Consider the following 14,664-nt stretch of genomic DNA (forward strand, 5'->3'; position numbering starts at 1 on the left):
GAAACTATGCGGGAAAATAAAATAGCAATTATTACAGGTGCAAGTCGGTTAAATGGAATCGGAGCGTCAATCTGTCATTTATTAGCTGATAGTGGGTTTGATATCTTTTTTACGTATTGGACTAATTACGATACTGAAATGCCTTGGGGAATTGAGTTAAATGAGCCACTTAAATTGAAAAATGCCTTACTTGCAAAAGGTGTAAGAGTATCTAGTCTAGAGCTTGATTTAACAAAGGAAGATTCACCTAACTTACTGATTGAGTATGTAATAAAAGAGCTCGGTAAACCAAGAGTACTAATTAACAATGCAGCATATTCAACAAATAATGATTATTCCAATTTAACTTTTCAAGAACTAGATAAGCATTATACAGTGAATATTCGAGCGACAACCATTTTAAGTACACTATTTGCACAAAACTTTAAGTTTAAAAGTGGTGGAAGAATTATAAATCTGACATCTGGACAATTTAAAGGAGCAATGCCAGGGGAGCTTGCTTATGCTACAACAAAAGGAGCAATAGATACATTAACAATAACATTATCAGCTGAAGTTGCGAAATTAGGTATAACGGTTAATGCTGTTAACCCAGGTCCAACAAATACTGGATGGATGACAGAAGAAAACAAAAAAGAGTTAATGCCTCTTTTTCCTTTCGGACGAATAGGAGAGCCGAATGACGTTGCTAAGTTAATTAAATTTCTAGTAAGCGAAGATGCTGATTGGATAACAGGTCAAATAATCCATTCTGAAGGTGGCTTTATAAGATAATATGGAAGATGTCTCAATAGGAATGTTGAGACATCTTTTTTTGTAAAAATACCGAGGAATCCATGGTAACCAGTATTTTGTAGCGTAGCAATAATTTATTTTTTAAATCTCTAAAGATAATCTATTGAAAAATGTCTTAGCAATTTGTGATGAAAACTTTTTAAAGTGTCGAACCCAACCATAATGACCAGGTAAATGATTAGGCAATTTAATTTCAATTGGTATAAGGCCTTTATTTTTCAAAAATGAAAAATCTAAACCGATTGTTACGCCTAAACCGCTCATTACCGCATTTTCAATAGCGACAGTATTATTCTTTGTAAATAAAATATTTGTCTTCCCAAATTTAGAAATGTATTCTTCTACAAAATTTTTGATAATTGGATCGTCATAAAGAATTAGCGTTTCTTGTTGCAGTTTTTCAGGAGAGAGCGATTTTAAAGAACAAGTGCTATTAACGGTAGTGTAGTAATGGCGGACGAAGGGGATGCATCTTTTAAATAAATAAAATTAAGGCTGCCTAATCATAATTAGGCAGCCTCAGTCTGAAAATCAAGTTTTTAGGAATTTGTCCACAAGCTGAATCCACCTAAATAGGTGGTTTTTTATTTTTGCAATAGGTATTTAAACATAATTTGTCGAATATAGTATTTCGAAAGCAAAATAATATTTTATCAAATTTAACCGTCAAAGCTTCTATTTCATTCAGTAATTAATTTTAAAATGAAAAGAGGTGGAAATTTGAGAAAGATTCGAGTTAAACCAAGTAAAGGGCAGTCATTTTTAGGTTTATTGATTGGCATTATTTTTATTGTCCTTGGTTTTACAATTGTAATACCAAAAGCTGGTTTGTTCGGATTGTTATGGACCGGAATTGCGCTAATGATTACGATAATCAATGGATACAACGTTTTTAGTAAACGTGGTATATCCAATTATGAAGTTAATGTTGAAAAGTATATTACAAGAGAGAAAGAGGACTTTGAAGTGAAACTTCGTAAATTAAATAAATTAAAAAATGACGGGGTGATCACAGATAGTGAATTTCAAAAACAAAAAGAAAAAATTTTCAACCAAGAAATGTAGATAAATTAAAAAGCGGTTGATCATCTGAAAGAAGGAAAAGAAATGGTAATAAAATTACTTCTAGAAGTTATGCTACCTCTATTTTTTTATGTTATATTAGGCTATTTGTTTAATCGACTTTTTAAACTTCACTTACGTACTTTAACAACCCTCTTAGTTTATTTATTTCTTCCAGTAGCAGTATTTATGAAAATATATGATAGTCCGTTATCTGGTAAAGTTGCAGGTGGCGTTTTATTTTACTTGGTTATTCAATTTGTCTCCATGTCTCTACTTTCAACTTTAATATGTAGATGGAGAGGAATTGAAAAATCTATGCAAGGTACATTTGCTAATAGCATCGCATTAAATAATTCAGGAAATCTTGGATTGCCAGTAAATGCGTTAGTTTTTAAAAATGATCCTTTTGCATTGAGTATTGGAGTTTTAATCGTTTTGTTCCAAAATATAATGACATTTACTGTTGGGGTATATAATGCAGAGGCTTCAGTCCAATTGAAAGAAGCAATTTTGAAAATGCTTAAGCTACCAATCATATATAGTGTAGTACTTGGCTTTATTCTTCAAATATTTCATGTGAAATTAAATCATGAATTGGTTACCATTTTAAATCCTATTACTGAATCATTCGCCCCATTTGCGTTAATTACACTTGGAGCTCAATTAGCTGAATCGGGGAAAGAAATTAGCTGGAACAATTTAGCGATTAGTAACTTCTTAAGATTAATTGGTGGTCCACTTATTGCATTTGCCCTTATAAAAATTTTCGGTTTTGAAGGTGTGGTTGCAAAAGCTCTTTTTATAGGTAGTGCCTTCCCAAGTTCAAGAAATAGTGCATTACTTTCATTCAAAGGTCCGCATGCAAGTTTTGCAGCACAAACTGTAATTACCTCAACTATATTAAGTAGTCTAACTTTACCAATAGTAATACAACTTGCTAGTACGTTCTTTTAATGTGTTTAAAAATTCATTCATATTCTTAGAAGTCCACCTCGGTAAAATGCATTTCATCTTTTGCTAAAAATAAATAGTTTGATTCAGAACAATATTTAATTTGCAGCAATAAATTAATTTAGGGGTGATTAATAGAATGAAAAGACTTTTATTTATTGGACTTTTAATTTTAAGCATATTCTGTTTAACAAGCTGTCAGTCAAGTGACTACGGTAATGGCAAAAAAGATGATCAGTCATCACAAGTTGATAAGGGAAAAACAACTGATAAAGGCAATACACCAGATACGGACAAAAATACCGATAAAGGAAATACACCAGATAAGGGAACTAATAATCCGCCCAAAAAGGATGAAACTAAGCCACCAGTTAAAGTATTTACACCAGTTGAAAACGATGCATTTAAAGTCACTTCAGTCGTAAATGACTCAACAGGTAAAAATGTGTTAATTGTTGAAGGGAAAGCTAGTGTTTTTGAAGCAACATTTCTTTATCGAATAGAAGATGGTCATAATGTATTAGCAGAAGGTCATACAATGGCTGATATGGGTGCTCCAGAATGGGGGAACTTTAAATTAGTAATTAATTATAATCAGCCAACTAGTCCAAATGGGGTACTTACACTATATGTAGCAAGTGCAAAAGACGGCCAACCAGAAGATGTACTAAATATTCCGATTCAGTTTCCTAATTATAAATAAGTAAGGGGATTAGGAAAATTGATTTTAAAATCAATGATGATCACTGTAGTGTGACTTACTTCATTGACAAATTATTTTTTTAGTATGAAAATGACTTTAGCAAATGCTAAAGCCATTTTTTTTGAAATCTTACGAAAAACTTTTAAAAATTACATAAATTAAGCGAAAATAAAAAAACTTTTTACTTTATCTTTTGGAAAGCATTAAATATATTCTTAAATAAATTTTAATCGTTTTTAAGTGAAATTATTAGAAAATGTACACAATAGGTAGTAATATCGAGATTATTAAGTTAAAATATTAAAAATTTCTAATAAAACTCTAATTGAATTTTAAAATATTCGTAAAGCCATTTTCATCTTAAACAGATATCCTTATACAATACAAATAATAATTTTATAGATGTTATTATAAAAAAAATGAGGGATAAAATATATGAAAAAAATATTAATTATAGAAGATGAGAAAGAATTAGCAAATTTTATACGATTAGAATTAGAGTATGAAGGAAATGAAGTTCATATTTCAAATGATGGTAGAGACGGTTTAAACCTAGCAATCGACCAAGAATTTGACTTAATCTTACTTGATTTAATGCTTCCTAATTTAAGTGGTATTGAAGTTTGTAGACGAATTAGAGCGCATAAAGACACACCAATTATTATGATTACAGCTAGAGATAGTGTTTTTGATCGAATTTCTGGTTTAGATAGTGGTGCAGATGATTATATTTCAAAACCATTTGTTATTGAAGAACTTTTAGCTCATATGCGAGCAATCTTTAGACGAATCGATCGTTCAACAAATTTACACTGCTTAAAGTTTAAAGATTTGTCATTAGATTCTGCAGCTCGAGTTGTTAAAAAAGATGAAGCGATCATTGATTTAACTAAAAAAGAATTCGATTTATTGTATTTATTAATGAGCAATGTAAATCGTGTATTAACTAGAGAAATTTTATTAGAAACTGTATGGGGCTATGGCTCTACAATTGAAACAAACGTAGTGGATGTTTATATTAGCTACTTAAGAACAAAACTAGATGATAAAAATAATACCTATATTCACACTGTAAGGGGTACTGGGTATGTAATGAGGATGTAGAGGTGGATCTTACCTTGTTAAATAAGCTTTCGATTAGATGGAAAATAACAATTACAATCGCTGTGCTTATGTTTGTCATATTTACATTATGTAATCTTATTCAAAGTGCTTTGATTCAAATGTCGGTCATGAATCAGCAGCAACATCGCATTGAAAAGAGATTAAATGATACGTCAGCTTATTTAGATGAAGAATATAAAACGAAACGACCTAATGCGGCTTCTTTTGCAGAAAACAAATCATATTTTGAAAAAATTATACAAAATAATGAGATGATTCGATTAATCGATAAAGATGGAAAAGAAATATTTACAGTTTCAAGAACAATGCCTAAAATTCATATTAATAAAAAAGACTTTGGTGAAATCCAAAAATATAGACTACACAATCAAGAAATTTTAATTAATAGTAAGCTGTTACATTATAAGAATTTTGACGGTGTATTAGAAGTTGCAATGAATGTAGAAATCTTTTCGAAATTAATTAAAGAATCGTTCATGATTCTCATTCTGGGAACAACCATTTCGTTAATTTTAAGTATTTTAAGCGGTTATTTCTTATCTAAAAAAATATTAAATCCTATTAAAAATTTAAATCAAACAATGATTAAAATAAAAAATAATCAATTAAAAGAGCGAGTTTTTGTAGGAGAAACAAAAGATGAGCTATCTGAACTCGGTCTACTCTTTAACAAAATGATGGATGAGTTAGAGGCTTCAATTACAAGACAAAAGCGATTTGTTGAAGATGCTTCTCATGAATTAAGAACACCTTTAGCAATCATTCATGGTCACTTATCACTAGTTAATCGCTGGGGGAAAAAAGACGAAACAGTTTTAGAAAACTCATTAAATACATGTATTAATGAGACAAACCGAATGATTATTTTAACGAATGAGCTTCTACAGTTAACGAAGCTAGAGAAAAATAGCGAAAAGATTGAACAGTATGCTCCAACAAATATTAATGAAGTATTAAATGAGATCATAAACAATTATCAGCTGTTACATGAAGATTTGGAAATTCACTTCCACACTCCTAATCAAATTGTCAATAAAGCCAATATCGCAAGAGAACATTTAATGCAAATATTAATTATTTTGTTTGATAATGCAGTTAAATACAGTAAAGAACACACCATTATCGATATAACTACAGCTCAAGTTGCAAACAAGATCGAAATCAAAGTGAAAGACAACGGAATCGGTATTAAAGAAGAAGATATCAATCATATATTTGACCGATTTTATCGAGCTGATAAAGCGAGAAGTCGAGCAAATGGCGGTAATGGTTTAGGCTTATCAATAGCAAAAGACCTAATTGAAAACTATGGTGGAAATCTACAAATTACAAGTAAAAATGGAGAAGGCACAACTGCTTTCATCACATTAAATACAATTTAGATAAGATGGAGTAATCTCCAAAAAGAAGTAAAACCACAAGATATGTAACAGATCTTGTGGTTTTTACGTTTTTAGTAAGATTTTGAAGCTATTAATCATCGATAATATTGTCTTGTTTTAGCAAACATCCGTAAAGTTTCAAAGCATTCCCTATCCACGGCATCTTGGTGTAAATCTCATCAATTTAATAGTTTAGTGCCGTATTTTATGATAAAGTTGAATAAAAAGAATATTCTTGTAATTCGGAGGGAGAGAGAAAGATGAGCTTTGTTAGTATTGCTATAAATAATGCGATTATGATTGAAAGTTTACGTAGTGCTGGTGTAGAAAACATACAGTTAATAAACGCTGTGAGAGAAGAGAATTTCGAGTTTTTAAATCAATTTGGTAATGGATTTCCTGACTGGGATACATTAATAAATCTGTACAAATACAATGAAGAGAATTTTAGTAAAATTATTAATGATGGCTATCAAATCAAATTTTTAACAAAAGGCTCATTAATGACTTTATTAAGATATAAATTTGGAATTGAAATTGAAAAAGATTATGAAGATATGGGAACTGCAATTCAAGGTATTTATTTATCTGAAGAAGCAATTAATCTAATTAAACATACACTATCTGCAAATTGGAAATTAAGTACATATGTTGATGAAAAAGATGGGCTTAAAAAAGTGCGTATTGAATTAGTAAAAGGTAGTGAAGCTGTAACAAAATAAATTATATGGATTAATTAGAAGAGGGACAATTTATAGAAATTGTTCCTTTTTTTACTAAGTATAAAAGGGAGAAGGAGTAAGGCAAATGGGAGTAAAAAAACTATTTTGGGAAGATCCTTATCTTACAAAAGCCACTGCAATTGTTACGGAAATAGATGGCAGGAATGTTACTTTAAACGAAACCATTATTTATGCTTTTTCTGGCGGGCAACAATCAGACTCTGGGAGAATTGGTAATTATGAAGTGAATGAAGCTAAGAAGGACGGATTAGATATTATCTACACTTTACCAGAAAATCATGACCTTCAAAAAGGACAGGAAGTAGTGATTGAAATCGATTGGGAGAAACGATATCGAATTATGAAGCTACATTTTGCTGCAGAAATCATCTTGGAGCTAATGTATCAAAACTATAATAATCCTGAAAAAATTGGTGCAAATATTACTAGTGAAAAAGCTAGAATTGATTTCTATTGGGATGGAAAAATCTCGGAAACATTCCCACTTTTAGAGACAAAAGCAAAGGAGCTCATTGAAGCAGACTTGGAAATAAATAGTGAGTTTGATGACCCGGATAATCAAAGAAGATATTGGGAAATCAAAGGCTTTGGTAAAGTTTCGTGTGGTGGGACACATATTAAGCGAACTGGAGAAATTAAAGGAATAAAGTTAAAACGAAACAATATAGGAGGAGGGAAAGAACGGATAGAAGTTTATTTAATATGATTATCTAAATATATTATTTGAAATCTAAAAAAGACGATCCTAAAGGTTAGTGTAATAACGTTTAGAATCGTCTTTTTTGTGATTTTTGATAAATTCTAGAAAATAAACCAATTCCCACAAATTTTTGGCAGAAACATGTCGAAAATAGGTTAAAAACGAAAGAACCCTTGAAAAATATAGACGAAAATGTCCCAATTGACTGAAAAATGTAAAAAATTATAATTAAATTTAATGAGTCAGAGTAAGATATATCAATTTTCTGGTATGTCCTCACTTATTAAATGTAGTTTTAGTAGGGATTGGGAAGAATCGTTATTCATTAGAAAAGAGGGATTAGGTGAAAAAATTAAAAAATGAAAAGTTTAGTAGAGTATTAAAAGGCTCTGCAGCGGCCGCCATATTTTTTGGAATGTTATTTCCAACAATTCAAAAAGACTATGCTTCTGCAACAACTGTAAATGGTAAAACATCTGAGCAAATATTAGCCTCATTGACCCAAGAACAAAGGGATGCTTTAACGAAGCTAAAATCGATTGAGAGCTATGGATTACAAGGATTTGATAAAAATGACTTAAAGAGTAGTTCTGACATATCTGTTATTGTTGAATTTAAATCCAAGCCTGAAAAGGTTGCTATTCTTGAATCTGCATTAGAAGGGAAATCTTTAACTTCTACTGTAGCGAAGAGTAGAGTTAAACATGATCATACTTCCTTTGAAGAAGATTTAACGAAAATTCTACCATCTTCTAAGGAGAAAAGTGGCGGGAATACATATAAAATTACTCGTTCATTTGATACTGTTTACAATGGGGTTGCTCTGAAACTACCGGCGAATGAAGTTGAAACACTATTAAAATCTGATTCAGTTCAAGCTGTTTATAAAAGTGTTGAATTTTCAATCGATCCACCGGTAGCATCAGATTCTACAGAAGAACAAAATTCAATTAAAAGAATCGAGAGTATACCATTTTTAGGTGTAGATAAGCTGCACGAAGAAGGGATTACAGGGAAAGGCGTAAAAGTAGGTGTAATTGATACAGGAGTTGATTATAATCACCCTGATTTGAAGGATGCATTTAAAGGCGGATATGACTTAGTAGATAATGATCTAGATCCGATGGAAACTACATATGACGATTGGAAAAAATCTGGCCGACCAGAGTTTGATCAAAATCTTTCATCTTACTATACAAGTCATGGTACTCACGTTTCAGGTACCATTGCAGGTCGAGCTAAAAATACTGGTGGTGTAGCAGTTAAGGGAATTGCACCTGATGCTGACCTGTTTGTTTATCGTGTTTTAGGTCCTTATGGGACTGGAGAATTGGACGATATTCTAGCTGGTATTGAAAAAGCTGTTGAAGATAAAATGGATGTTATTAACCTTTCACTAGGAGCAAACATAAATGATCCAATGTATCCAACTAGCACAGCAATAAATTATGCTGTACTTAACGGTGTGACAGCATCAGTTTCAGCGGGAAATAGTGGGCCGAACTCTTATACGCTAGGTTCACCGGGTGCAGCCGCACTTGCATTAACGGTAGGAGCAAGTAGTGCACCTATTCCAGTTACTAAATATACAGGTGTTCTTAACGGGATTGAAACACCATTTCAATTAAGTACTCTCTATAATGATTTTGCTTCAGATTTAAAATTATTTAACGACCAAACTTTAGATGTAGTAGACTTAGGGGTTGGAAATGACTCTGATTATTTAAATAAAGACGTTGCTGGAAAGGTTGTTTTTGTAAGTACAGGTGTAATTGGCACGCAGTCCAAAACTGTCTATGCAAAAAATCACGGAGCACGTGCAATCATTGCTTATAGTAATATTCCAAATGCAGGTCCATCACAATTCGTGAAAGAGGAACAAAACTTTATCCCTGCATTTTCAATGAGCTATGAACAAGGTTTAGATTTTAAAGCACAATTAGCAGCTGGCCACACGAAACTGACTTTTAAAGATTTGAAAGAAGTTAATACGGATGCAGATAAACTTGCTAGCTTCAGTTCACGTGGACCTTCTAGAAGTAATTATGATATAAAGCCAGAAATTACTGCACCTGGTGTAAGTGTGTTATCAAGCGTACCTGCTTATTCTATTTACAAGAATGACCAAACTAATTATCAGTATGCATACTCTCGTATGTCAGGTACATCTATGGCGGCACCCCATGTTACTGGTATTTCTGCTTTATTACTCCAAGCAAATCCAGCGCTTGAACCTGGGGACATTAAAACGATTTTAATGAATACTGCTAAGCCTTTAACAGATAGCTATAGTGTCTTTGATGTAGGTGCAGGTCGTGTAGATCCTTATCGAGCTGTACATACAGGAATGAAAATACAAGTTCAAGATGAAACAGTTTTTCCACTGAATGGCGAAAACATAAAAGTAAAAGAACAAACAGGTGGGCTTAGCTTTGGTAGTCACTATGCAAATGAAGATATTCTAGTAGAAAAGAAAGTAAACTTTACAAATGTTGAGGATAAACTAAAAAAATTTAATGTAGATGTTAACTTTCAAACAGGTATTAATGGCTCGCTGAATGCTAGCGAAAACGGAGTTAGTGTAAATATTCCTTCAGAAATTAAAGTTCAATCGTTAGATACTAAGAAAATACCTGTTTCTATTTCCGTTCCAGCAAGCGCTAAGGCAGGTATTTATGAGGGGTATATTATTGTAACAAATAAAGATGACAAGAATGAACAATATCGAATTCCATTTAGTGTACGAACTACTGGAGAAGGCTTTAATTCAACAACACTTTCTAATAAATCAATATCACCTCCATTTTTACATGTAAAACGTAGCTATACCCCTTATCAGTTTAGTGATTTAATTTTTAATTTTAAATCACCAATGAAACGAATGGACATCGTATTACAAGATGGAAAGACAGGAAATGATTTAGGCGTTATTGGAACAATTGATCTAAGCTCGTCATACGATGGGACAAATTATTTACTAAGTGCTTTCTTTAATGGTACTTACCACGCTTATACTGGTGATACAACACAGCCAATTTCGCCAACATTAAGTTATGTAAAACCAGGGCCATATCGAATTAAAATAATTGGTACAAGCGCTAGAGATAAAGTGTTCGTTAACTATAATGATTTATATATAGATAATAATATACCGAGTATGACTACATCATTTGATGGAAATGAGTCACCTGTTATAGAATATCAACCAGGTCAAAAAACAATTCCTGTTCAAGTGAATGTAACTGATCAGGAAGTTGCAAATATGAATGAATTTGGAATGAAAGTTGATCAATCAATTAACAAAGTAAATTATTCAGTTAATGGTAACTTCAATCCTGTACTTCCTGTAGGAGTAGATGGGAAAATTGATTTAAGTGTACCAATGAACGAGACTAGTACATTCTTGACCTATACTTTGAATGGATTAGATGGAGCAAATAACACGACACAAAAGAAAAACTATTACTTTGTTAAAGCAGGGTCGCCTTACGGATATGTGAAGACTGATAATGTAAATGTGAAAATGGGAGATACGGTTAATGCTACGTTTGTTTTAAATAATGTTCAAAATCTGAAATCTGCTGAATGGACGCTTAATAATATAGGTCAAAACTTTGAGGTTTTAGATGCGAAAGCAAATGAAGCATTGAAGGATTTAGACGCAACGGTAACTGTTGAAACGTCTGGAAATAATTCAAAAGTAAAGCTTGCTTTAGATGAAGCAAAAACAGTTAGTGGAATAATACCTGCGATAAACCTAAAATTAAAGGTAAAGAGTACAACATTTGCGGTGAGTGCACCTGTAAATCCAACAATTGCTTATACGAATGATCAAGGTAATCGAATTACCCTTTCTTCAGCTGGTATGGAATGGTTGATCCAACCAACATTCTCTGAAGTATTTGGTACATTAGGTGCAGAGGCTTCAGTCTATAACCGAAATTGGAATTGGACGACTTCTGGTGCAACTGTTCGAGTGATTGATGGAAATGGAAAAGTATACGATGGCTCATCAACTCTAGTAAGTTATGGAGATTACAAAATTTCTAATCTACCATTAACGACTAAATCGTTTACTTGGGAATTAAAAGTGCCAGGTCATTTTACGGTGAAGCGTGAAATCCCAATCGGATTAGATAAAAATGGTACGATTTGGGGACAGACATTACAATACTTTAGCGACAAAGCAACTGCAGGAGACGTTAATGGGGATGACGTAATCGATGTTTATGATGCACTTTATATTCAAACATATTGGGGGACGAATAAAAGAAGTGCAGATATTAATAATGATGGATCTGTAAACGCGACAGATTTCCAATTTGTAGAAAAAAATTACTTAAAACAAAATCCATCTAACCAAAATGCACCTATTCCGAAAAAGAAATACAAAACGCAAACATTAGATACAATTAAAGCACAACTTGGAATTTAAATAAGGGAAATGGCTACTTTACAAAGAGGTAGCCATTTTTTAAATCTGAATTCCTATAAACTTAATCCAGCTTCTTAAAAATCAAAATTATCAGGGTCTGGACCTACACGTTTATTTGCATCAAGTGTAGCAATTTGTTGCATATCATTTGATGAAAGCTCGAAGTTGAAAACTTCAAAGTTTTCTTGAATTCGTGAAGGTGTGATTGATTTAGGAATAACGATTACATTGCGTTGCAAGTGCCAACGGATGATAACTTGGGCAGTTGATTTACCATATTGATCAGCAATCTCTTTTATAACAGGATTTGTTAAAGCTTCGCCACCTTGCATTAATGGGCTCCATGCTTCTAATGCAATGCCGTTTTTATGACAATATTCATGTAATTCGTTTTGTTGAAACATTGGGTGTAATTCGACTTGATCAACCATTGGTTTAATATTGCGATGAGCTGCAATATCTTCTAAGTGATGGACATGAAAATTTGAAACACCAATTGCTGGCACAAGCTTTTCATCGTAAAGTCTTTCTAATGCTTTATATGTATCTAAATATTTTTCTTTTACTGGCCAGTGAATTAAATAAAGATCAACATAGTCTAAACCTAATTTTTTTAGACTTTCTTCATGAGCTTTTAAAGTTGAATCATAGCCTTGATCAGCATTCCAAACTTTTGTTGTAATAAAAAGTTCATCACGGGAAACACCAGATTGGCGAATTGCTTCACCTACTTGCTCTTCGTTTTGATAGACAGCTGCAGTGTCAATATGACGATAACCTACTTCGATAGCTGTTCGGACTGCATCTACACCATCTTCTGGTGACACACGCCACACACCTAAACCTAATTGAGGCATCTTAACTCCATTATGTAAGTCAATAGAATGTTCAAACTTCATTTTAATTCCCTCCTTATTAAAGACTAAATCTAGTGTACAATATAAACTTTAAAAATAAAAAAAATTGATCTAAATTAATAGGGAAATAATAATAAAGCACTTCGATTAGGTGTGTATTTTCCATATTAAAAAAATATAAATAAAACGGTATAAATGAAAACATAATTTTAGAATAATACTATAAATGAGTGTAAAATGGTTGTATATTTTGAGCTTTTCCTTCAATATAAGTATAGGAAAAATGCTCTTTATTTTTGTTTGGAGGGGAAATTTATATGTTAGATCAGATTTTAGATTTTAATAAGAAGTTTGTTGAAAATAAGGAATATGAGCAATACACAGCTTCAAAGTTTCCGAATAAAGAGGTAGTAGTTGTTACTTGTATGGATACACGTCTAGTTGAACTTTTACCAAAGGCTCTTGATATTAGAAACGGTGACGTGAAAATGATTAAAACAGCTGGTGCAGTTATTGCCCATCCGTTTGGTTCAGTTATGAGAAGTATTCTAGTTTCAATCTATGAACTTGGGGCTAAAGAAGTATTAGTAATCGGTCACCATGAGTGTGGAATGGGGAATACAAATCCTACACGAATAAAAGAAAAAATGGTTGAACGAGGAATTAAAGAAGAAAACCTTGAAATTTTAGGGTTTTCAGGTCTAGATTTAGATAAATGGTTAACTGGTTTTTCGAATGTATACGACAGTGTTAACCACAGTGTTTCAATTATTAAAAACCATCCACTTGTTCCAAAAGAGATTGAAATTCATGGTTTAGTAATTGACCCACATACAGGTAAATTAGAAGTAGTTCATCGAGATGAAAAAACTGCTGAATAACGATATAAACAAAAAAGTTATCCTTTAAGTAGGATAACTTTTTTATGTTGTTGAAAAAGAAGATGGTAGCTAAATAAAATTATCATGTTGATTTCCTCTACAGGATGTTATGAGGAAGTAATTTTGGAAATCAAGCAATAATAGTAATAGTACCCCATGCCCCCATTATGTTTACCAAGATTCAAATAAGTCTCTACCATTTAATGGCTGAACGGGACGGCTATTTGGTTCGAAATAATTTTGATAAGAATGGATTTGTTCTTCAGAAAATTGGATAGGTTTGTTAAAGATTATCCATTTAATCCCTTCAGTACATGGAGGAGTTGTAAAAGAGCCAGTGTACGAAAATTTTTTACTAGTATACGGAATAAAGGACTGCAAATTGATTTTTACAACCTTTCCCTCAAGATCTTCATCCATAGGATTTGCATTTAGTATTTTTTGGAATTCTTTATTCAATCTCCCACGATCAACTAGTACTCCGATTGTAATAATAGATTTATTACTATTTTCATTTATAAAATGAATCTCTAAATCACTTTGTTTCCCATTTAACGTATGCTCACTTGGAGTATGGAAATGAAATTGTAGTAATGTATAGTTTGTTCCATTTAAATTAATTGAGTTGGAGTGATTAACTGGAATGAATTTTACCGTGTACTGCGACCTTTCTATTTTAAAAAGATCATTATGGTAATTTATCCCTAAAGGTAGTGATTTTTTTATGGCTTGATCAATATTTACTGGAGATTGCTGTTTCCCAGTTGAACATAGTGCGTATTTTTTATTGATTGAACTCCAATAATTTGGTCCAGTTTTTCCTGTGTAAGACCAGTCTTCATTTCTTGCAGCTGAAACTATTGATTTATTTGGGTGAACTTCTTGCACGATCTTACTATTTGAACAGGCTGAGAGTGTAAGACTGGATAGTATGGTGAATAGAAAAAAATAGTTCATTTTATACTTTCCTTCCTTGATATGTATGATAGGATACATTTTAGACAACGATGTTACGGAACAAACCTAT

The 14,664-nt window shown here is 32.1% G+C and carries 13 protein-coding genes; 10 read left to right on the forward strand and 3 right to left on the reverse strand.

The genetic code is table 11. The features are described 5' to 3' along the window. Window positions 1–6 precede the first annotated feature (6 nt). Window positions 7–774 (forward strand): SDR family oxidoreductase, encoded by a 768-nt coding sequence (locus tag CN946_RS22195; RefSeq protein WP_098863018.1) that lies wholly within the window; start codon window positions 7–9, stop codon window positions 772–774. A gap of 102 nt (window positions 775–876) precedes the next feature. Here the strand turns inward: CN946_RS22195 and CN946_RS22200 are convergent, their stop codons facing one another. Continuing rightward, window positions 877–1,059: a hypothetical protein gene (locus CN946_RS22200; protein WP_098863019.1), complete on the reverse strand. Its 183-nt coding sequence runs from the start codon at window positions 1,057–1,059 to the stop codon at window positions 877–879. 456 nt (window positions 1,060–1,515) lie between these two features. On the opposite strand from CN946_RS22200, the gene CN946_RS22205 reads away from it, so the two are divergent. From CN946_RS22205 to CN946_RS22240, 8 genes are all read left to right on the forward strand, one after another. Then, the gene (locus CN946_RS22205; protein WP_098863020.1) at window positions 1,516–1,860 is read left to right on the forward strand and encodes an SHOCT domain-containing protein; all 345 of its coding nucleotides are present in this window, start codon (window positions 1,516–1,518) and stop codon (window positions 1,858–1,860) included. Between the two features lie 42 nt (window positions 1,861–1,902). Then, complete coding sequence (locus tag CN946_RS22210) at window positions 1,903–2,814, forward strand: AEC family transporter (protein ID WP_098863021.1); 912 nt, start codon at window positions 1,903–1,905, stop codon at window positions 2,812–2,814. Window positions 2,815–2,950: 136 nt separating this feature from the next. Then, window positions 2,951–3,514 (forward strand): Gmad2 immunoglobulin-like domain-containing protein, encoded by a 564-nt coding sequence (locus CN946_RS22215; protein ID WP_098863022.1) that lies wholly within the window; start codon window positions 2,951–2,953, stop codon window positions 3,512–3,514. A gap of 435 nt (window positions 3,515–3,949) precedes the next feature. Further along, window positions 3,950–4,618, forward strand: a complete 669-nt coding sequence (locus CN946_RS22220; RefSeq protein WP_056471929.1) for a response regulator transcription factor — start codon at window positions 3,950–3,952, stop codon at window positions 4,616–4,618. A gap of 14 nt (window positions 4,619–4,632) precedes the next feature. Next, window positions 4,633–6,021, forward strand: coding sequence for a HAMP domain-containing sensor histidine kinase (locus CN946_RS22225; protein ID WP_098863023.1), 1,389 nt, complete (start codon window positions 4,633–4,635; stop codon window positions 6,019–6,021). 260 nt (window positions 6,022–6,281) lie between these two features. Beyond that, window positions 6,282–6,743: a hypothetical protein gene (locus CN946_RS22230; RefSeq protein WP_098863024.1), complete on the forward strand. Its 462-nt coding sequence runs from the start codon at window positions 6,282–6,284 to the stop codon at window positions 6,741–6,743. A gap of 85 nt (window positions 6,744–6,828) precedes the next feature. Continuing rightward, window positions 6,829–7,470, forward strand: a complete 642-nt coding sequence (locus CN946_RS22235) for an alanyl-tRNA editing protein (RefSeq protein ID WP_098863025.1) — start codon at window positions 6,829–6,831, stop codon at window positions 7,468–7,470. A gap of 337 nt (window positions 7,471–7,807) precedes the next feature. Next, window positions 7,808–11,899 carry a S8 family serine peptidase gene (locus tag CN946_RS22240; RefSeq protein ID WP_098863026.1) on the forward strand — a complete coding sequence of 1,364 codons (4,092 nt, stop codon included), beginning with the start codon at window positions 7,808–7,810 and terminating at the stop codon, window positions 11,897–11,899. 74 nt (window positions 11,900–11,973) lie between these two features. On the opposite strand, the gene CN946_RS22245 is transcribed toward CN946_RS22240, so the two are convergent. Then, window positions 11,974–12,798 carry an aldo/keto reductase gene (locus tag CN946_RS22245; protein ID WP_098863027.1) on the reverse strand — a complete coding sequence of 275 codons (825 nt, stop codon included), beginning with the start codon at window positions 12,796–12,798 and terminating at the stop codon, window positions 11,974–11,976. A 269-nt stretch (window positions 12,799–13,067) separates the two neighbouring features. On the opposite strand from CN946_RS22245, the gene CN946_RS22250 reads away from it, so the two are divergent. Beyond that, window positions 13,068–13,637, forward strand: coding sequence for a beta-class carbonic anhydrase (locus CN946_RS22250; RefSeq protein ID WP_098863057.1), 570 nt, complete (start codon window positions 13,068–13,070; stop codon window positions 13,635–13,637). Window positions 13,638–13,808: 171 nt separating this feature from the next. Here CN946_RS22250 and CN946_RS22255 read toward each other — a convergent pair whose 3' ends face one another. After that, the gene (locus CN946_RS22255; protein WP_176547414.1) at window positions 13,809–14,594 is read right to left on the reverse strand and encodes a carbonic anhydrase; all 786 of its coding nucleotides are present in this window, start codon (window positions 14,592–14,594) and stop codon (window positions 13,809–13,811) included. Window positions 14,595–14,664: the final 70 nt, after the last annotated feature.

It is taken from the genome of Bacillus sp. AFS053548 (assembly GCF_002575105.1).
Lineage (GTDB): Bacteria > Bacillota > Bacilli > Bacillales > Bacillaceae_G > Gottfriedia.

What these genes read in the sequence shown, in the direction of transcription:
- CN946_RS22195 (WP_098863018.1), top strand. Translation starts at nt 7, where the DNA reads ATGCGGGAAAATAAAATAGCAATTATTACAGGTGCAAGTCGGTTAAAT.
- CN946_RS22200 (WP_098863019.1), bottom strand. Translation starts at nt 1,059, where the DNA reads ATGAGCGGTTTAGGCGTAACAATCGGTTTAGATTTTTCATTTTTGAAA.
- CN946_RS22210 (WP_098863021.1), top strand. Translation starts at nt 1,903, where the DNA reads ATGGTAATAAAATTACTTCTAGAAGTTATGCTACCTCTATTTTTTTAT.
- CN946_RS22215 (WP_098863022.1), top strand. Translation starts at nt 2,951, where the DNA reads ATGAAAAGACTTTTATTTATTGGACTTTTAATTTTAAGCATATTCTGT.
- CN946_RS22220 (WP_056471929.1), top strand. Translation starts at nt 3,950, where the DNA reads ATGAAAAAAATATTAATTATAGAAGATGAGAAAGAATTAGCAAATTTT.
- CN946_RS22230 (WP_098863024.1), top strand. Translation starts at nt 6,282, where the DNA reads ATGAGCTTTGTTAGTATTGCTATAAATAATGCGATTATGATTGAAAGT.
- CN946_RS22235 (WP_098863025.1), top strand. Translation starts at nt 6,829, where the DNA reads ATGGGAGTAAAAAAACTATTTTGGGAAGATCCTTATCTTACAAAAGCC.
- CN946_RS22245 (WP_098863027.1), bottom strand. Translation starts at nt 12,798, where the DNA reads ATGAAGTTTGAACATTCTATTGACTTACATAATGGAGTTAAGATGCCT.
- CN946_RS22255 (WP_176547414.1), bottom strand. Translation starts at nt 14,594, where the DNA reads ATGAACTATTTTTTTCTATTCACCATACTATCCAGTCTTACACTCTCA.